This is a genomic window from Rahnella perminowiae (assembly GCF_019049695.1).
Classification (GTDB): domain Bacteria; phylum Pseudomonadota; class Gammaproteobacteria; order Enterobacterales; family Enterobacteriaceae; genus Rahnella; species Rahnella perminowiae.
On the sequence record NZ_JAFMOT010000149.1, the window covers coordinates 16,142 to 35,598 of the forward strand.

20 protein-coding genes are annotated in these 19,457 nt (G+C 47.3%); 7 read left to right on the forward strand and 13 right to left on the reverse strand.

Annotated elements, in window-relative coordinates:
* Positions 1-39: 39 nt before the first annotated feature.
* The 4 genes from J1781_RS02620 to hemW are packed head-to-tail and all read left to right on the forward strand — an operon-like array spanning position 40 to position 2,656.
* Positions 40-594, forward strand: coding sequence for a YggT family protein (locus tag J1781_RS02620; protein ID WP_112150889.1), 555 nt, complete (start codon positions 40-42; stop codon positions 592-594).
* Positions 579-884 (forward strand): DUF167 family protein YggU, encoded by a 306-nt coding sequence (gene yggU, locus J1781_RS02625; protein ID WP_129953041.1) that lies wholly within the window; start codon positions 579-581, stop codon positions 882-884. Before J1781_RS02620 ends, yggU begins: the two co-directional genes overlap by 16 nt.
* Positions 885-918: 34 nt before the next feature.
* Positions 919-1,527, forward strand: a complete 609-nt coding sequence (locus tag J1781_RS02630) for an XTP/dITP diphosphatase (protein ID WP_129991401.1) — start codon at positions 919-921, stop codon at positions 1,525-1,527.
* Positions 1,520-2,656: a radical SAM family heme chaperone HemW gene (gene hemW, locus J1781_RS02635; RefSeq protein WP_129953043.1), complete on the forward strand. Its 1,137-nt coding sequence runs from the start codon at positions 1,520-1,522 to the stop codon at positions 2,654-2,656. Before J1781_RS02630 ends, hemW begins: the two co-directional genes overlap by 8 nt.
* Positions 2,657-2,744: 88 nt before the next feature.
* Here the strand turns inward: hemW and J1781_RS02640 are convergent, their stop codons facing one another.
* From J1781_RS02640 to trmB, 4 genes are all read right to left on the reverse strand, one after another.
* Positions 2,745-3,479, reverse strand: coding sequence for a YggN family protein (locus J1781_RS02640; protein ID WP_129953044.1), 735 nt, complete (start codon positions 3,477-3,479; stop codon positions 2,745-2,747).
* Positions 3,480-3,503: 24 nt separating this feature from the next.
* Positions 3,504-4,430 carry a glutaminase B gene (gene glsB, locus J1781_RS02645; protein WP_129953045.1) on the reverse strand — a complete coding sequence of 309 codons (927 nt, stop codon included), beginning with the start codon at positions 4,428-4,430 and terminating at the stop codon, positions 3,504-3,506.
* Between the two features lie 76 nt (positions 4,431-4,506).
* The gene (locus J1781_RS02650) at positions 4,507-4,833 is read right to left on the reverse strand and encodes a YggL family protein (protein WP_129953046.1); all 327 of its coding nucleotides are present in this window, start codon (positions 4,831-4,833) and stop codon (positions 4,507-4,509) included.
* A complete protein-coding gene (trmB, locus tag J1781_RS02655; protein WP_129953047.1) occupies positions 4,833-5,552 on the reverse strand; it encodes a tRNA (guanosine(46)-N7)-methyltransferase TrmB in 720 nt (239 codons plus the stop codon). The genes J1781_RS02650 and trmB overlap by 1 nt, the downstream gene beginning before the upstream one ends.
* A 252-nt stretch (positions 5,553-5,804) precedes the next feature.
* Here trmB and mutY point away from each other — a divergent pair, with 252 nt between their 5' ends.
* The 3 genes from mutY to mltC all read left to right on the forward strand — a co-directional run bounded on the left by mutY (position 5,805) and on the right by mltC (position 8,324).
* Positions 5,805-6,863 (forward strand): A/G-specific adenine glycosylase, encoded by a 1,059-nt coding sequence (mutY, locus tag J1781_RS02660; RefSeq protein ID WP_129991397.1) that lies wholly within the window; start codon positions 5,805-5,807, stop codon positions 6,861-6,863.
* 33 nt (positions 6,864-6,896) lie between these two features.
* The gene (locus J1781_RS02665) at positions 6,897-7,169 is read left to right on the forward strand and encodes an oxidative damage protection protein (RefSeq protein ID WP_013576841.1); all 273 of its coding nucleotides are present in this window, start codon (positions 6,897-6,899) and stop codon (positions 7,167-7,169) included.
* A 75-nt stretch (positions 7,170-7,244) separates the two neighbouring features.
* On the forward strand, positions 7,245-8,324 hold the full coding sequence (gene mltC / locus J1781_RS02670) for a membrane-bound lytic murein transglycosylase MltC (RefSeq protein WP_217218916.1): 1,080 nt from the start codon (positions 7,245-7,247) through the stop codon (positions 8,322-8,324).
* A gap of 46 nt (positions 8,325-8,370) precedes the next feature.
* On the opposite strand, the gene J1781_RS02675 is transcribed toward mltC, so the two are convergent.
* From J1781_RS02675 to J1781_RS02715, 9 genes are all read right to left on the reverse strand, one after another.
* On the reverse strand, positions 8,371-9,504 hold the full coding sequence (locus J1781_RS02675) for a glycosyltransferase family 4 protein (RefSeq protein WP_129991396.1): 1,134 nt from the start codon (positions 9,502-9,504) through the stop codon (positions 8,371-8,373).
* A 188-nt stretch (positions 9,505-9,692) separates the two neighbouring features.
* Positions 9,693-10,877 carry a glycosyltransferase family 4 protein gene (locus tag J1781_RS02680; RefSeq protein ID WP_217233174.1) on the reverse strand — a complete coding sequence of 395 codons (1,185 nt, stop codon included), beginning with the start codon at positions 10,875-10,877 and terminating at the stop codon, positions 9,693-9,695.
* Positions 10,874-11,455 carry an acyltransferase gene (locus J1781_RS02685; RefSeq protein ID WP_217156934.1) on the reverse strand — a complete coding sequence of 194 codons (582 nt, stop codon included), beginning with the start codon at positions 11,453-11,455 and terminating at the stop codon, positions 10,874-10,876. Before J1781_RS02685 ends, J1781_RS02680 begins: the two co-directional genes overlap by 4 nt.
* Entirely contained in the window at positions 11,448-12,533 is a 1,086-nt protein-coding gene (locus J1781_RS02690; protein WP_217156937.1) for a glycosyltransferase, read from the reverse strand. The genes J1781_RS02685 and J1781_RS02690 overlap by 8 nt, the downstream gene beginning before the upstream one ends.
* The gene (locus J1781_RS02695) at positions 12,520-13,743 is read right to left on the reverse strand and encodes a hypothetical protein (protein WP_217233175.1); all 1,224 of its coding nucleotides are present in this window, start codon (positions 13,741-13,743) and stop codon (positions 12,520-12,522) included. Before J1781_RS02695 ends, J1781_RS02690 begins: the two co-directional genes overlap by 14 nt.
* Entirely contained in the window at positions 13,733-14,968 is a 1,236-nt protein-coding gene (locus tag J1781_RS02700) for an oligosaccharide flippase family protein (RefSeq protein ID WP_217233176.1), read from the reverse strand. The genes J1781_RS02695 and J1781_RS02700 overlap by 11 nt, the downstream gene beginning before the upstream one ends.
* 110 nt (positions 14,969-15,078) lie before the next feature.
* Positions 15,079-17,229, reverse strand: coding sequence for a polysaccharide biosynthesis tyrosine autokinase (locus J1781_RS02705; protein ID WP_217233177.1), 2,151 nt, complete (start codon positions 17,227-17,229; stop codon positions 15,079-15,081).
* Positions 17,226-17,672 carry an arsenate reductase/protein-tyrosine-phosphatase family protein gene (locus tag J1781_RS02710; protein ID WP_217233178.1) on the reverse strand — a complete coding sequence of 149 codons (447 nt, stop codon included), beginning with the start codon at positions 17,670-17,672 and terminating at the stop codon, positions 17,226-17,228. The genes J1781_RS02705 and J1781_RS02710 overlap by 4 nt, the downstream gene beginning before the upstream one ends.
* Before the next feature lie 9 nt (positions 17,673-17,681).
* On the reverse strand, positions 17,682-18,812 hold the full coding sequence (locus J1781_RS02715; protein ID WP_217218637.1) for a polysaccharide export protein: 1,131 nt from the start codon (positions 18,810-18,812) through the stop codon (positions 17,682-17,684).
* Positions 18,813-19,457: the final 645 nt, after the last annotated feature.

Below are 19,457 nucleotides of genomic sequence, written 5' to 3' on the forward strand. Positions count from 1 at the left end.
CGCAGAAGCAACCCGAAAGACGAAGGGCATAGGAGAATTATGTTAACGCTGACTTTTCTGGTCAAAACACTGATTGATCTCTACGTGATGGTTCTGCTGCTGCGCATCTGGATGCAATGGGCACGTACAGATTTTTATAACCCGTTCTCACAGTTCGTGGTGAAGATTACTCAGCCCGTTATCGGACCTTTGCGCCGGATTATTCCGCCGCTGGGCCCGATTGACAGTGCAAGCCTGTTGCTGGCTTTTATCCTTTGCACGATCAAATTTCCGCTGCTGTTGCTTATCCAAAGTGGCGCCATCTTCTTTGGTCTGAGCAGCTTGCTGATTGGCCTGATAGGGCTGGTCAAAGCCGCAGGTTATCTGGTGTTCTGGCTGGTGATTATCCGCTCTCTGATGAGCTGGGTGAGCCAGGGACGCGGGCCGATGGATTACCTGCTGATGCAACTGACCGAACCGCTGATGGCACCCATCCGCCGCATCCTTCCGGCCATGGGGGGAATTGATTTCTCGGCGATGGTCGTGATTCTGATCCTGTATATGCTGAATTATCTCGGTATGGATCTGCTGGGTGCACTGTGGTTCCAGCTTTAAGTCCGGCGTTCTGGCAATCCGATGCGCTGGTTTTGCGGCTGGTTATCCAGCCCAAAGCCAGCCGCGACAGCCTGGTGGGTTTGCATGGCGATGAACTGAAAGTCGCCATCACTGCCCCGCCGGTGGACGGCCAGGCCAATACGCATCTGGTGAAATTTCTTTCAAAACAGTTTAAAGTCGCCAAAAGTCAGATAAGCATCGAAAAAGGCGAGCTGGGCCGCCATAAACAAGTCCGCATTACGAATCCGCAAAATATCCCGACCGAGGTCGCGGTACTGCTCGCTGAATAACTTCAAGTCAGATTCATTTCAGGACATTATTTTTATGAAGAAAGTCGTTTTAGCTACCGGCAATGCCGGTAAAGTGCGTGAACTCGCGCATCTTCTGGCTGATTTCGGCCTGGACGTGGTGGCGCAAACCGAACTGGGCGTCGAATCCGCTGAAGAAACCGGCCTGACGTTTATCGAGAACGCCATCCTGAAAGCCCGCCATGCAGCGGCTGTCACCGGTTTGCCGGCCATTGCCGATGACTCCGGCCTGGCGGTGGATTTTCTCGGTGGCGCGCCGGGGATTTACTCCGCCCGCTACGCAGGCGCTGACGCCAGCGATCAGCAGAACCTCGATAAATTGCTGGTGGCACTGAAAGATGTGCCCCAGGGCCAGCGCAACGCGCAATTCCACTGCGTTCTGGTGTATATGCGCCACGCAGAAGACCCGACGCCGCTGGTGTGCCACGGCAGCTGGGCGGGCGAAATTACCTTTGCTGAAGCAGGCGAAGGCGGCTTTGGTTATGACCCGATTTTCTACGTACCGGAACTGGGGAAAACCGCTGCAGAACTGACCCGCGAAGAAAAAAGCGCAGTTTCCCACCGGGGTCAGGCACTGAAACTGCTGCTTGCCGCGATGAAAGAGGCTGTACAGAAGAATGCGTAAGTTGCCGCCGCTGAGTCTCTACATTCATATTCCGTGGTGCGTGCAAAAATGCCCTTACTGCGATTTCAACTCGCACGCGTTAAAGGGTGAAGTGCCGCATGACGATTATGTCGCGCATCTGCTGGCCGATTTGGATGCCGACCTGCATCTGGTTGGCGGGCGCAGTGTGGGGACAATTTTTATCGGCGGCGGAACCCCCAGCCTGCTGAGCAGCGAAGCCATGCAGACCCTGCTCGACGGCGTCCGGGCGCGTTTGCCGCTTGATGCCAATGCTGAAATCACCATGGAAGCTAACCCCGGTACCGTCGAAGCCGACCGCTTCAGCGGCTATCAGCGCGCCGGTGTGAACCGTATCTCCATTGGCGTACAAAGTTTCGATGCGCAGAAACTGGAGCGTCTGGGGCGCATTCATGGGCCTGATGAGGCAAAGCGTGCGGCACATCTGGCGACCAGCCTGAATCTGCGCAGCTTCAATCTCGATCTGATGCACGGTTTGCCGGATCAGACACTGGAAGAAGCGCTGGACGATTTGCGCCAGGCTATCGCGCTTAATCCGCCGCATTTGTCGTGGTATCAGCTGACTATCGAGCCGAATACGATGTACGCCTCGCGTCCGCCTAAACTGCCGGATGACGACGCGCTGTGGGATATTTTCGAACAAGGTGATCAGTTACTGACCGCTGCCGGTTACCAGCAATATGAAACCTCGGCCTACGCTAAACCAGGTTATCAGTGCCAGCACAACCTCAACTACTGGCGCTTCGGCGATTATCTCGGCATCGGTTGTGGTGCGCATGGCAAGCTGACGCAGCCCGACGGGCAAATCCTGCGAACCGTGAAAACCAAACACCCTCGTGGCTATATGCAAGGACGCTACATGGACAAACAGCATCCGGTCGAAACTGAAGATTTGCCATTTGAATTCTTCATGAACCGTTTTCGTTTGCTGGAAGCGGCACCCCGCGAAGAGTTTGGTTTGTATACCGGGCTGGATGAATCGGTGATTCGTGCGCAGCTTGATGACGCGATCGCCAAAGAATATCTACTGGAAACCGACACGCACTGGCAGATCACCGGCAAAGGGAAACTGTTCCTGAACTCACTGCTGGAGCTATTTCTGACTGAGTAAGCGGTAATATCGCGTAGAGCCAAAAAAGAAAAGGCCTTCCGGTTTATCACCGGAAGGCCTTTTTATGCCTGACGTTTGAAACTGACGATTATTGTTTCAAATCCGCCAGCAGGGCTTTGTGCTGAGTATCCAGATTCGTCACACGCTTACAGACGTCATCGCCAAAGGTTTTAAACTCTTTTTCCTGCTTGTTCCACTCTTCCTGAATGGCTTGCTGCAGGCCGCCAAGATTCCCCATCATTGCCTGCAGCGGATTTCCGCCGCTGGTCGCCTGTTTGAGGCCCATCTCGTTGATGCTGTCCTGCATCACACCGCCCATGGTTTGCTCCATCAGCTTCTGACCATTCTGCTTAACCTGATCCACAGCTTTATGGTGGAAGGTCAGGCCGTCAGTACGATGCTCGATGATGAGGTTCATTTGCTCTTTCAGTTTTTTATCGAGTGTCACCAGTCGGTTACGCACGTTGCTGTCGGTGCCCAGTTTCTCGACGATCACCCGGTCAACCGCCACGCGGCCTTTTTCAAGATGCGCCGTTGCTCCCTGATCAATCCACGGCAGGTCACGGCGTAAACCGGCCTGATAGTCGATTGCTTCCTGACGCTGTCTGGCGCTCAGGGTCATGTCTTTACCGTTGAGGGTCACGTTACCATTGGGGGTGATCAGCAAATCACCGCTGTTACCGACCACCTGAACGGTCTGCGGCTTGATGATCACGTCATCTTTAGGCTGTACGGCACATTGATAATCAGCCTGCGCGCTCCACGCGCTCAGCGCCAGCAATGCAGCAAGTCCGGCTTTTACCACTCCACTTTTTACTAACATGTACTCTCCCTTAAGACAGCAAACTCAAAAAATTGAACGGCCAATACGTTGCGCCAGTAATTCTAAGGCAGCAATACCTGCCAAAGAGTTCCCTGCCGCATCAAGTTCCGGCGACCAAACCGCGATACACATTTCCCCCGGCACAACGGCAATGATGCCACCGCCGACGCCGGATTTACCCGGCATTCCGACGCGATAAGCGAATTCACCCGCACCGTCGTACATTCCGCTGGTCACCATCATTGCATTAATCTGCCGCGCCTGGCGGGCATCGATGAGCGGTGTCTCGCTGCCGAGCGGATGGCCTTTATTAGCCAGATACACAAAGGTGCGCGCCAGTTCTTCACAACTCATCCGCAGTGCGCAGTAATGAAAATAGGTATGCAAAACGGTGATGACATCGTTGTCGAAATTACCAAAAGACTTCATCAGATAAGCAATAGCGGCGTTGCGGTCGGAATGCTCAAACTCGGAACGCGCAACGTGCCGATCGTAGTTGAGATCTGCCGATCCGGCCAGCTGACGTACCACTTCCAGCATTCTTTGCTTGGGTGCGGACAGACGGGTTTGCAGCATGTCGCAAACCACCAGCGCGCCCGGGTTAATAAACGGGTTACGCGGTTTTCCCTGCTCAAGCTCAAGCTGTACCAGGGAATTAAAGGGCTGCCCCGAGGGCTCTTTACCGACGCGCTGCCAGATTTCGCTTTCCTGATAGCGGGTCAGCGCCAGCGTCAGGCTGAGGACTTTAGAAATCGACTGGATCGAGAAACGCATCCCGGCATCACCGGCACGAAAGATTTCTCCTTTCGTGGTACACACGGCGATGCCTAAATGATCGGGGCTGACTTCCGCCAGCGCAGGAATATAACCGGCGACTTTACCGCGACCTATCAGCGGCCTGACCTGCGCAAGAATATCTTCCAGCAAATTGTTATCAAGTTCAGTACCCAATGCCCAGCCTCCAGATGTAACAAAGGTGCCTGTCAGAGGCACCTTTACATTCAGCGATCCTGCAGATCTGCGGGAATTAATCCCACCAGATATCAAACAACTCGCTGACTTCCACGTCTTCCATTTTATGGTCTTCTAACCATTTTTTGACCTGCGCGCGCTGTTCATCAGTGCAGTGACCGATGTCCTGACGGCAAACCAGACCTTCCCATTGCAGGTAACCACTGCCGTCAAAGGCCAGTTTGTTTGGCTCAATCACACCGTCAATGAATTTATCCAGGGATTCATCAATGGTTTCTACCGCGGTACCTTCCGGGAAACGCCATTTTACAGAGAAGCCCAGTTCCTGGAACTCGGCAATGTGTAACTTCTTACGTAAACGACGACTGCGATTCTTAGCCATTATTGCTTCCTCTCAAACATCAGATCCCATACGCCGTGGCCTAAACGCTGGCCACGCATTTCGAACTTGGTCACCGGGCGGGATTCCGGGCGCGGAACATAATTGTTTTCCTGCGACAGGTTCGCCCAGCTTTCTAAACCGGTCATGACTTCAAGCATGTGCTCTGCATACGGCTCCCAGTCGGTTGCCATATGGAACACGCCGCCTACTTTCAGTTTCCTGCGCAGCTTCTCAACGAACTCCGGCTGCACGATACGGCGCTTATTATGGCGCGCTTTGTGCCACGGGTCAGGAAAGAATAGCTGCACCATATCCAGCGAGCCATCCGGAATCATTTTTTCTAACACTTCGACTGCATCGTGGCACATCACGCGCAGGTTACTGACACCCTCTTCATGCGCGGTCGCAAGACAGGCACCGACGCCAGGCGAGTGAACTTCAATGCCGATGAAATTTTGGTCCGGGTTCTGTTTAGCCATGGTGACCAGCGACGTGCCCATTCCGAAACCGATTTCCAGCACAACCGGTGCACTGCGACCAAACAAGGCATCAATTGCCAGAGGTTCTGTCTGAAATTCCACGCCCATTACCGGCCAGAAGTTGTCCAGAGCGAATTGCTGTCCTTTCGTCAGGCGGCCCTGGCGGCGGACAAAACTACGAATACGGCGCATCGCGCGACCATTCTCGTCGAACTCCGGTGAAATGACGTCGTTTTTCATGGTGTTTCCACTCCGATTGGCAAGACGCGGTACCCGCGCGCGGATGCCTGTGCCTGGGTCACTGAATATAAGGAAAGGCGCATTATCCAAACTTACTCCCGATTAGCAAGGCTTGCGGGCAGGAAAACAGTCAATACTGAAATCAGCCACTAACTACTGTGCGTACAGTGCGGAAAGTTCCGGTTTACAGCCAGACGGGAACTGTGATGTGATCAGCCCCGTCTTTTAACCCTGCCGGACTGTAATTCACCCATGATGGAAGCCCCTTCTTTTTCGCCGCTGGTGCTCGACTGGTATCAGCGCTATGGCCGCAAGACGCTGCCGTGGCAAATTGCCAAAACACCTTATAAAGTCTGGCTTTCAGAAGTGATGTTGCAGCAAACGCAGGTAGCGACTGTCATCCCGTATTTTGAACGCTTTATGGAACGTTTCCCGACGGTGTCAGATCTCGCCGCGGCACCGCTCGACGAAGTATTGCATCTGTGGACCGGCCTTGGCTATTACGCCCGTGCACGAAACCTGCATAAAGCGGCCCAAACTATTGCCAGCCAGCACGGCGGCGTATTTCCGACGACGTTTGATGAAATTCTTGCGCTGCCGGGCATTGGCCGTTCAACGGCGGGCGCCGTGTTGTCGCTGGCACTGAATCAGCATTACCCCATTTTAGACGGCAATGTGAAACGCGTGCTGGCCCGTTGCTACGCCGTTGACGGCTGGCCGGGCGAGAAAAAAACCGAAAATAAACTGTGGGCGATCAGTGAAGACGTCACGCCTGCCGAAGGTGTCGCACAGTTTAATCAGGCAATGATGGATCTGGGTGCCATGGTCTGTACCCGCAGCAAACCGAAATGCGAGTTATGCCCGGTGAAATCAGGTTGCGAAGCTTACGCACATCACAGCTGGGCAAAATACCCGGGTAAAAAACCCAAAACCACGTTACCGGAAAAAACGGCCTTTATGCTGATGATTCAGCAGGAAGATAAAGTCTGGCTGGAGCAGCGTCCGCCCGTCGGCCTGTGGGGCGGATTGTTCTGCTTCCCGCAATACCAGACCGAAGATGAACTCGCGCTGGGGCTGCAAAAATACGGTGTTACGCAAAATGCGTTACAGCAACAGACCGCTTTCCGTCACACTTTCAGCCATTTCCATCTGGATATCGTTCCGATGTGGTTAAATCTACGTTCTACGGCGGGTTGCATGGATGAAGGTGCGGGTCTCTGGTATAACTTAGCGCAACCACAATCCGTCGGGCTGGCCGCGCCGGTAGAACGTCTGCTGATACAATTAGCAAAGCAGACCGCTGGCAAATAACCGCCCTAAAAGAACGATCGATAAGGAATTAGCATGAGCAGAACGATTTTTTGCACCTTTCTCAAGCGCGATGCCGAAGGGCAAGACTTCCAGCTGTACCCTGGCGAGATTGGCAAACGTATTTTCAATGAAATTTCCAAAGAAGCCTGGTCGCAGTGGATGGCCAAACAGACCATGCTGATCAACGAAAAGAAACTCAGCATGATGAACCCGGATGACCGTAAATTGCTGGAGCAGGAAATGGTGAATTTTCTGTTTGAAGGTCAGGATGTTCATATCGAAGGCTATACCCCGCCCTCAAAATAATCATTGGTAATAATGGTTGAAACATTAAGGCAGGTGCCCCGGCGCCTGCTTCTTTCATCAGAAACGGCTTGTAAGATGAAGAAAATTTTAGCTTTGCTGGTTATCGCGCCCATGTTGATCTCCTGCTCCGGCAGTAAGAAAGACTCGTTCAACGAAGCTTATGTGAAAGACACTAACGGATTTGACATTTTGATGGGCCAGTTCGCCCATAACATCGAAAACATCTGGGGCATGAATGAAGTGCTGATCGCGGGTCCGAAAGACTACGTGAAATATAGCGATCAGTATTACACCCGCAGCCATATTAACTTTGATGCGGGTACCATTACTCTTGAAACCATTTCTGGCACCGATCCGGCCGCCAGCCTGCGTAAGGCCATTATCAGCACCTTGCTGGTGGGCGATGACCCGGGCAACGTTGATCTCTACTCAGACGCCAACGATATCCAGATCAGCCGGGAACCGATGTTGTACGGTCAGGTTCTCGACAACACCGGTCAGCCGATCCGCTGGGAAGGGCGTGCCGCCAGCTTTGCCGACTATCTGATCCAGAACAAACTGATGCGCCGTCAGTCCGGCCTGCATGTCATTTATTCCGTAACGATCCAGATGGTACCAAACCACCTGAATCAGCGTGCGCATAAATACCTGCCGATGATCCGCGAAGCCTCTGCGAAATATGGTGTCGATCAGTCACTGATACTGGCGATCATGCAAACGGAATCTGCTTTTAACCCGTATGCGGTGAGTAACGCCGATGCGCTGGGGCTGATGCAGGTTGTGCAGCATACCGCTGGGGTGGATGTGTTTAAATCAGAAGGGAAATGGGGTAAGCCAAGCCGAAGCTATCTGTTTGATCCTCAAAATAACATCAATACCGGCACCGCATACCTGGCGATGCTGCAAAACGTTTATCTGGGGAACATCAGCAATCCGACATCACGTCGTTATGCAGTGATTACTGCGTATAACGGTGGCGCAGGCAGCGTGTTACGCGTGTTCTCAAGCAATAAAACGCAGGCATTTAACATCATTAACAGCATGTCGCCGGGCGATGTCTATACCACACTGACGACCAAACATCCGTCCGGAGAATCGCGCCGCTATCTGTATAAAGTCAACAATACGCAGCGCAGCTATCGCCGCGTGGACTAGCATTTTGTCAGCAAGCCTGACACCGGCGGCGGAATAACCGCCGGTGTCAGGAAAGAACCTGTTCAATGGCCGTCAGATAGCGGGAAATGACTATTTTTTCGTCGAACTCCCTGACCATTTTTTTCCTGCTCTCGTTGCCCATATCCAGACGTTGCGAGTGGGTAAGGTTGATTATCCGGTCCATCGCACGTGTTAAACACCCCGTATCCTGTGGCTCACACAGAAAACCATTTACCCCTTCATTGACCGTGTCCTGACAACCAATATTACGCGTGGTAATCAGAGGCTTCCCCATCGCTCCGGCTTCGAGTAAGGATTTCGGCACCCCCTCACGGTAAAAGGAAGGCAAAACAATACAGTCGCCCAGCGCGATTTCCTGCTCAACATTATCTGACGTCCCCAGATAAAGTATGTTCCCCTCCTCAATCCAGGCGGCCATCCGTTCGGTCTTAATGGCGGCCGGATTATTAACGTCCAGGAACCCAAGCAAGCGAAATTCACAGCGCTGCCCATGCCGTTTCTTCAATTTGCGCGCCGCATCAACATAATGTTCTACTCCTTTGGAATAGAGCATTCGGGAAATCAGTATAAAACGTACCACATCATCATCAGGTGCCGGTGTTACCTTGAAACGCATTAAATCAACACCCGAACCCGGTAATCGTTCGGTATATAAATAATCAGGCAGCATTTCAGTCAGGAATAATTCCCGGTCATCCTCATTCTGAAAGAAAATTTTTGCCGCATAGCGCTGACTGAACCGGTAGAGATGCCGGCATATTATCCTCACCATGCCTTTGCTCATGAAAACACTGCCCAGTCCGGCGATATTGTTGATGGCAGGAATATCTAATACCTTAGCTGCCAGCGTAAAATAGATGTTATTTTTAGGCGTAAAATTCAATACCACATCGACTTTGTGCTTACGCAAAACACACCAGGCTGAAAATAAAGTGATCAAGTCTTTGAAAAAATCAGTACCGCCGGAGTCTATTTTTACCGGAACCGTCTGGCAGCCAAGTTCAGCGAGCCGGTGAGTATATTCATCCGCAGGTGAGATTGCTATTACCTGATATCCATTCTCCAGCAAAGCCATAATGGTATTTTTTCGAAAGTTATACAAATACCAGCTTGTGTTAGCCGTAATTGCAATAACATATTTGTGATCGATTCCATTCAAAATTATCATTCCTTTTTTTGCCGGAAATAAATTCCAACATTTATTGCATTGTGTTCGGATCTTGCTTGCAGCTCCCTAATATAAATAAAATATTTACACTGACCTTGCAAAAACATTTCTCATAATTATGTTAAAGGTCATTCATTATCTATATCAGTAAAAACCAAAAACAACTGAGAGATGTTGTGTCAGGCATTCCTGAGTGAAAGCATATGATTCTTATAGCGGGTAAAGAGATCAAAGCGGATTTTCATTAATAATTCAGGCTGATAAAGACGCGCAGTATTAAACGAGTGGTGCGCCATCGATAACATTTCCTGACGGTTTTTTAGTAAATATTCAATGTTGTTCGCCAGTGTATGGTCATCATTGGGCTTATGCAGGTAATGCCGTTGACATAACTCCGGCATTCCTCCGGCAGAACTGGTGATCACCGGGCAGGCGCGCGACATCGCCTCTATCACAGCACGTGGCAATCCTTCCTGATTGCTGGGCTGCACATACAGATCGACGGTATCCAGGAATGAAAAAATCCCTTCTCCTGATGTTTTGGGCCCTGAAAAAATAATATTGTCATGCAGTAATAATTTATCAATCAGCGGACTATTTTTGAATTTACTTCCGCCACCGGTGATTTCAAGTATGACCGGAACCCCCTTATTTTTGAGCCGATAGACTGCTCTGTAAATGGTATCAAAACCTTTATGCGGACTGTCAAGAGAAGCAATTAAGCCTATTTTAAAAGGTCCTCCAGAGGACGTAGCTATTTTATCGCATCTTTGATTCAGAACAGAAAGAGAGGCCGGCAGTAACTCAACGTTTGAAGCAGACACGCCGTTATATTTAATAGGATAACGTTTTTGCAAAAAACTTCCCGTAACATAAATAGCACCCCAGGCTTTTTTCACCGCCTGCCTCACCCGCCAGGATAACACCGGAGCATAGAGGAATCCCTTCAGTGATCCGTATCCGATCATGGCATCCCACGGACAGGCTACGAGTTCCACAAGATAAGGAATATTCATCTGTCGTGCGATTTTTGCTGTTATCAGACCGGTTTCACTGGGTAACCTGACAACAACGCCATCGCACCCTCTGAGAGTGTCTTTAATCTCGATAATATTTTTATGGCAAGTGAATAACACAGATTTCAGAGAAGAATGATTTTCAATTTTTTTAAAAACCATCCCATGACCGCTGGCCAGAGTCCAGTAAGGCGAAAATGAGGAATCATTTTTATAACGGGATAATACAGTTACCTGATCAAAATGATGTAAATACCGGGTAAAAGCAGAATAAGGAAGCTTACCGGGTGAATACACTTTTTCACCATGATGGATAAAATAATGGTCATGCGCAAAAACCATTTTCATGATAGCTCCTTTATTTTCATTGCCGGGGATCCGGCATAGACTCCCGCAGTAAGATGATTTTTGGTGACAGAATTCGCTGCGATAACGACGTCAGAGTCAATTATCGTACCTGCCAGGATCCTTACACCACACCCCACCCAGACATTCGAGGCAATACAAATTTTTTTAAGCTCTACCGGCTGATATTTAAAGGGTTGTTCAGATAATGCGTACCGATGTTCGAAAGAGATAATCGACACAGAATGGGCAAACGACACATCATTACCCACCAATATATTTCCGGCAGCATCCACATAACTCCGTTCATGAAAACTGATATTGCTACCCAGTGAGAGGTTTTGTAGATTTTTGAATACGCACCAGCGTCCGATATAAACATTATCTCCACATGCTTTTACCAGCGTACGGATAAGAATATAGCGGATGCCCACCCCTGTTTTTCCCGGAAATCCGGCGAAGACATCAAGCAGATAAGCACGAAAAAATTTCGGTAAAGGAGAGATTATGGCACATAGAAACAGAATAATGCTCCGCCAGTGATGAAAAACCATCCGGCCAGTTTTAATATTTTCAGACATATAACCTCAATATTTCCTGCGCATTCTTCCCGATAGAAAAGCGGCCTGTTATCACATCAGTATTAATTTCTTTCCTGACAGGCTGAGCCATCCATGCATCAATTTCTGACGTCCATGCACAGAGATGGCTAAGTGAATGATGAGAGATACGTTCAGTCACATCAATAAGCCGTGGAACATGCAGTGAAGCGATGACCGGCAGGCCGGCCGCCTGAGCTTCAACAGCAGCAAGCCCAAAGCCCTCGTGCAGCGACGGAAACAGGAAAACATCAATAACATCGCGTAAAATTAACAGCGTATCGTCTCTTGCACCGGTCAGGATAACTTTGTCAGCGAGACCCTGCTCAAGGGTGAGTCTGTGCAAGTCAGCCCGCAGACTTCCTTCACCAACAATCAGCAAACACACATCCTGCTCACGGTATTGAGAGAGTATATCAAGCAGGAATGCCTGGTTTTTAACAGGTTCTACCCGCCCGACCGTTCCCAAAACAAACGTGCTTTCAGCAATACCAAGCTCCTGTTTAAGGCGGCTCGGAGCAGCAGAGACCAGGTTCTGAAAATTTTTGCCACAGGGAATGATGCTGACTGCCGTTCCCTTTGTTTTGTAGTGGCAACGTGCTGAACCTTCACTGACCGCAACGCAATACGTCGAATAACGCCTGACCAGGAAGATTTTAAAATCAATTTCAAGGCGTTTTAACAGGCCCTGGCGTTGGTATTGCAGAGTTCGATCAGAGTGAGCATGGGAAATAACCTTCGGTATACCACACATCTTAGCGATGTACGCGACGACACCATTATTGAAGCTGACGTGGCTATGACAGACATCATATTTATTTTTCCTGAGAACGGAAAACAAAGCGGCTATGTATTTCAGTGGTTTTTTATAAGACGAAATGTGTATGACTCTGCAACCCATCGACAATAAATCCTCTTCGTAAAATCCTTTATGGGGCTTATCGACGATAAAGGTGTGCTGTACACTACCTGCTGTTTCAATCACCAAATCATAAAGCCAGCTTTCAATTCCTCCGATATCCAGCTGACCTAACAGGTGAGCAACTTCAATTTTCTTCATCTGATGTACCTGCAACCCGGGTTCTTAAATAAAGTAACAGGGAAAAAATAACCAGCGGCATAATGAGCAGTTGTTTTCTGAATACGGCATCCCCTACACTTCCAAAACTATATTCAGTACGGATCGCGTAGAATCCAACCAGTGTCATGATGGCAGAATAAATCAGGACACACATAACCGATGCTGCCAGTTTCCTGTCAAAAATAAGGGTGGTATATTTTATTGTCCGGACAAAAATCAACATTAAAGTAATAATAACCCCGAGCACGGGAAGCAATGTAAAGCCATCATAATTCATAAACTGAGAGGGGTTGGGAGCCATATACATAAAAGCAAAAATCATCGGCCAGTTAATTATTAATAGAACCGATTTTAAAACAGCAACCAGTACCACTATCAAAACCGTTCCTATCATGGCGAATTTTATTAACCGGCAACATTCCAGTGTAAACATAACATACAGAAGTGCCGTTACGGGAGAATAAGGCCGGAGCAGAAAACAGTAGCCTGCCAGTATTAACATGCTAATGGCCTGGAAGAATTTTGTAACTCTCCCCGGAGTAACCGAGAAACTGACTAACGCAGCGGCCAGAAGGATTGTCATGAAAAAGATAAAGGTATCTTTACCAAAAACAGAAACAAAATAATTAAACGTCGGAGAAAAAATAATCAGAGATAGCAGAACGCAGCGAAAATTAACCGAACATACTCTGGAAAATAGTCGGCTGATTGTCAAAACCCCCATCATTTTGAAGATGAAATTAAAAATAACAATATAAACTGCATCTTTTGCGGGCATTAAATTATAAAATAAATGAACAGGTAACCCAAAGATAAAAAAGGAACCCGGTCCGTCAGTCTCTCCGCTTTCATGCACTTTAATCACCCTCTCTACCGCACCGGAGAGTATTTCACTAAGCGAGTCATTTGACATCAAAAATTGATAATAGCGGACAGCATCTATTCCGGGGAAGATATCAAAAGCATTAACACAATAAAACGTATAGCCGGCAGAGAACAGCAGTGCCGAGATGATAAAAAAATTATAACGGGCTCCCGGAATGGTCATGACAGGTATGCTCAATGCAGTCAGGGTAAAGATCACCGCCCCTACCGCAATACGTGCATTCACAATAAGATTAACTATGCATACTGAAATGGCCATCATTAAAAGAAGATACATAACGCCACGTTTTAAATCAATGTTCACTTTTTCCTCGCCGGTCCTGGCTTAATACGGCCCTGAAGACAGTTATATACATCAGAAAAGCGACAAAACTGTTCGAGAAAAACAGCACCCATGGCACACAGAATACATTCATAAACTTACAAACGAAATACAATATAACGCAATGAACGATTCCTCCGGTGAAAGTACAATAGGAAATTGCTTTATTCTTGCCATAAAAAAAACAGGTGGAAGCCATAATCAGGTAAAATCCCTGCGCTAAAAAAGCAGGCACCATAATTATCACCAATCTTTTAATGTCCTGATACTCTTCTCCTGCAACCATATTGTATATTTTTTCAGGCAGTAACTGCGCAACAACGGTTATCAGTATGCTCAGAAAAAAATACCCGGCGAAGATCAGATTAAAGTCACTTCTCCTGATTTTATTATTCCTTAACTGGCTGTACAGATGAGGGGTCAATGCCTTATTCAGCGCCATCAGCACTACGGTAATAATCACACTCAGCTGAAATGCTGCTGAGTAATTCCCCAATGTGGCACCGGGGAAGTATTTACTGATCATAATCCTGTCCAGTCCGGATCGGGCCAGAAAACTCAAATTATGAATAATGAGAGGAACGCCAAAAAGTAAAAGTTGCGATGATGTCTTTTTAAACGTCTCAAAACGAAAATCTACCTGCTTCAGCCAGACTCTGTTTGACCAGGAAGCAAAAAATATTGAGAGCAGAAAGCCCATGATAATCGCGTAAACCCTGGCCTCATAGTTCGCCCAAAAATAATACAGAAATAATAATGTCATAAAAAATGACATTGCCGCATTAAGCACTTGTGCTATCAGGTATTTTTTCGCTTCTTTTCTGGCCTGACTGACCGAGACCAGATTGGTGTAAACACACTGCAGATAACCTGCCAGCGCTGCAAGGATGATAATTTCATGGCGGTAAAAAACATACAGGACATGGATGTAAAGGATGAAGGCGATGGATAAAATAATGACAGAGGAAAAGAAATAATCTGCAGAATGATATCTTTTTTGCATGTACTCATATCTAATAATCGCGGCTGATGAATTGAGCCCAATGAAGACAAAGAAGATCGACACATAAGTATTGAATAAAGATATTTGTCCGTACTGTTCAGGCCCCAAAGCGCGGGAGAGAACAGGGAGCAGAAGGAAAGGGAAAATTTTTACAAATAACTCTCCGCCAACATAAATAACACTGTCGCTGAATATCTTATTCATTATCTTTCCCTGAAAGATATCATAATGATCCTGGTCTAGTTAAGACCAGTCAGGAGCAAACATCACTTCTCGTAGAGTTCTGCCTATGTCCTGATAACGTAGTGTGATTTTCATAGCTCAGATGCATGATATTCATATATTTCTTTTTTACCATAGCTATAGAAACCAGAAAATTTATTCACCACTGCGTTGAGCACCCCGCCGCTAATATCAATATTATTTCTTTTGAATACTCTGATTGCAGATTCTATTTCACGTACTGTGCTCTGCTCGAATTTAGCAACCAGCAGAGAAATACCCGCATGTTTCCCGATAATAACGGCATCGCTTACCGCCAGAACCGGCGGTGCATCCAGTATTACGAGGTCGTAATTCTCTGAAGCCCATTGAATAAGTTGGCGATATTCCTTGCGCATCAAAAGTTCCGATGGTTTTCTGGATAACTTCCCGCGCGTAATGATATCCAGCCCCGGAATTTTACTGCTCTGGACCGCGTCTTTATACATGATGGAACCTGCAATAGCCTCTGATAAACCTACGTTGTGAATATCAAAGATCCGGTGTGCATACCCTTTTCGCATATCGCAATCAATATATAAGACCCGTTTTTCAGCCTGGCTTATCACCACAGCAAGGTTGGAACTGATGAAGGTTTTACCTACCATCGGGGTAGCACCGGAGATCATCAATACATTTGATCCGGATTCCATCAGCGAGAAATATAAACTGGTTCTTAAATTTCTCAGGGCTTCAATGGCAATATCTGACGGATTCTCAAGTGCCAGTAGGCTTAAGCGTTGCCCATCCTTAATAGCGTCAGGATCGGGGTTATTTTTCCACTCTGATAGCGGCACATTTGAAATAATATTCAGACCGATGTCTTCAAGTATTTCGGCGGAATCAATGCCATGCTGCAGTGAGACTTTTGCCAGGATAAATCCAACGGATGAAATCATTCCCAGACAGGCAAAAATAAATATCACCCTGATTTTATTGGGCTTCACGGGCTTTAATCCTGTGACGGCACTGTCGATAATCCTGACCGTGCCGATTGTGCTGGCCTGGCTGATTTTTAGTTCTTGCTGCTTATTTAAAAGCTGCATATAGATAAGTTGTCCCGACTGAACGTCACGCGTCAGCCTGACCACTTCCTGCTGCATCTGAGGCAATGTGCTGATTTTTTGACTCAGATTTTCCTTTTCTTCTTTCAGTACATGGATTTTTTCAATTAATGCCACGTATGCAGGATGCTGCTTTGTATAGAGCTTTGAAATCTCAGCTTCTTTAAGGATAAGCTGGTTAACCTGACCATCCAGTTGAACCAGGCTGTCGAGGGCCGACTTTGCTTCCATCGGTAAATCCACCGAATTATTTCGGCTTCTGAAGGTGTTTAATTTCGCTTCTGCGATCCCAAGGTTGTTTTTTACCAAGGGAAGCTGACTCCTGAGAAACTCCAGACTTTTTTCTGCTTCTTCTGATTTCCGGTGGATACTTTGGCGGGCATAGTTATCAATAATTGTCTGGAGAATACGCTTAATTTGTTTACGATCATTGCCACTGTAGCTGATAGTCAAAATACCCGTATCTTTTCCCTGATCCATGACGTTGACATTGGTTTGTAAGTCACTGATCACCTTGAGCACTTCGACTTTTATAACGGTAAACTTATCGCCTTTGCGCGCATTGATTGCGTTGACTTCAATACGAAACTCCGGAGTTTCTAACACCCTACCGGCCATTCCCGATGTGGTCGTGCCGGAAGGTGATGTTATCTGATAATTAGCATTCCCGAGAATTTCAAGCGTATAAGGGCTTCCGGTCACTCCCTCGCGTGGTTCAAAGATATCCACCGTGATCTGCGGCAATCCTGACGACGAATATCGCCGTATCGCCTCACCAATAATGGGAAAATGGGCAAAACGGACTTCTGTATCCAAATTTAACTGAGCGACGGTTTCACCCAGTATTGCCCGGGAAGTAATCAATTGTTTTTCTGTCAGTGAAACAGGTGATTTCGCCGGCAATAATGGCGAGATATGACTTATCATATCGGTTTCGCCTGAGGATTCGATCTGAACTAACGCATCAGTATGATAAACCGGAGCCGACAGAACGGCATATAACAGGCCAATGATGGCAAAGATTAAGGTAATGACAATAATAGTGTATCTTCGGTCAATAACAGCGCCAACGTTTTTGCGTAAATCAAACTCATCCTGGCTATTTTTATTTTTAAACTGATTCGTTATTTTCACACTCATTTTAAACCCTGATCATCTAAAGCCGCCTTCCAGCCAGATACTGACTCATTTATAAGAGAGAATATAAAATTAAAGGTTGTTATATCTCCTCCATACGGGTCAGGAATATCTTTGCGCTGATTCCAATGCCCCAGCAGCATGATTTTCCCTCTGATTTCGGGTAAATAATGCGTAATAATATTGATATGCCTCTTTTCCATCACCAGAATAAGATCAAACGTCCGCCCCATTTCACGCGTAAACTGCCTTGCCTTATGATTTTCCAGTGATATCCCGTGACGGCAGGCCACCGTCTTTGCCATCAGATCAGCGCCTTTTCCCTTCAGTGCAAACAGACCGGCCGATTGTATATTTTTTTCAGGCAGCCATTGTTTCAGCAAAGCTTCAGCTATCGGTGAGCGGCATATATTACCTACGCACACTATCAGGACAGAATTAAACATTCCCTTTCCTTACCAGTTCCGAATATAGCGGGCTGATTCCGTCAGGTCATGAACCCCGGTAATAGTTGGCAATAGTTGTCCGATAATACGATTCCATTTTGTTACCGGAGCCGTCGTCACATACACAATATCGTAAGGCTGAAGCTGGAACTCTGTTGCCAGCACCAGTGCCGCCGCATCGCTTGCATTCAGCTGGTAAATATTCGCGATCCTGTTTTTAGCCTCCCCTTTCAGGGGGCGGATGACGAAAATCCCCGTGGCATCTGACGTCAGCGGGTCAACACCATGGGCATCCGACAGAGCTTCAGTCAGAGTCATACCACTACGATCCATGCGTAATGTCATTTGCTTGTTCACTTCACCCATCACAAACACTTTCAGCTCGTCATTTCTTGGGATATAGAGAATATCTCCCGGCTCGAGTAAACGGTTTTGCCGCATATCTCCGTTCTTCATTAGGGCCTGCAAAGAAATGAGGGACTTCTCACCGTTATGCGATAATACGATATTATTCCAGTCGGCATTTTCACCTAATCCCCCCGCCTGGTTAATTGCATCCATTATGGTCAGGGGAACGTTGGTGACCGGTAGCTGTCCGGATTTTACCACCTCACCGGTGACATAGACTTTTTGCGAGCGGAACGTCGCGACATTGACATCAACCTGCGGTGATTGAATATATTGGGTGAGCCGGGCAGTAATATTGCTACGAATTTCGGAGGTAGTTTTGCCGGCAACGTTAACCATACCTATGTAGGGATAGAATATGGCCCCCTCGGCATTTACCCAGTTTCCGGCCTCTCCGGCACTCCTATACTGACCGGCGGGTGTGGTAAGTTCAGGATGATCCCATACGGTAATGGTTAATATATCGCCGATGCCGACATGGTACTGGTAGTTTTTAAGACGTGAATCCAGGTCGCTATTCACTGTTGCAACGGCGGGACGCCGGATGAGAGATTCAACCAGTTTAGGCGTAATAGGGTAAACATCAACCAGGGCGCTAATATCTTCAGAAGGAACTTTTTCGTTCACGACATTTTTACCCGAGGTATTCAGACCGATACCTGGCGATAACGTACATCCACACAGCGATGTGAAAAATATGACGAGTGGAACAGAGAAGAGCTTAACTTTCATAACGTTTTAACCGTTTATTTTTATCGGGGCAGCTTTCTTTCTGGTATTTTTATCCCTGCCCGCCGGGGAATTAAGGAAGATGTTTTTATGAGGTTCTTAAGTAAGAGTAAGTTTAGCCAGTGAGGATGGCTTTCCCACGCTACCGCCCATGGATGTTATGGTATCCATAGCGTAATAATATGATAATGAGTCAACCACCGAAAACAGGCTGTGAAATAGCCTCTGCCTATGTCATGCAGAAATTAAATATCGCTGAGAATCAGTGCGGGGTATCACGATCAATAATAAATAACAACAAATCCAGGAATGCCAAATATAGAGACATACATCCTATTAACATCCTTATGCATAACGTTTTATTTTTAGCAGTCTCGGTGGTAGGGCAATTTATAGGATTGGAAAGTAAAAAGCAATGTTTGGAAACAATTTTGAGTTGAAAATTGCGGGGAATTACTTGCGGGGAATATTCAGTAATGTGCGTAATTAACATTAACTAAAACATACAAAAAATTAATTAATCCTGATAAGTAATAATAATCCATAAAGCCAGAAAGTTGATAAAATCATTTATATTATCGATAAAACCGCCCGCCATTACATATTCATAAAATACATTATAAGTGTGTTATAAATAATGCGGAGGCT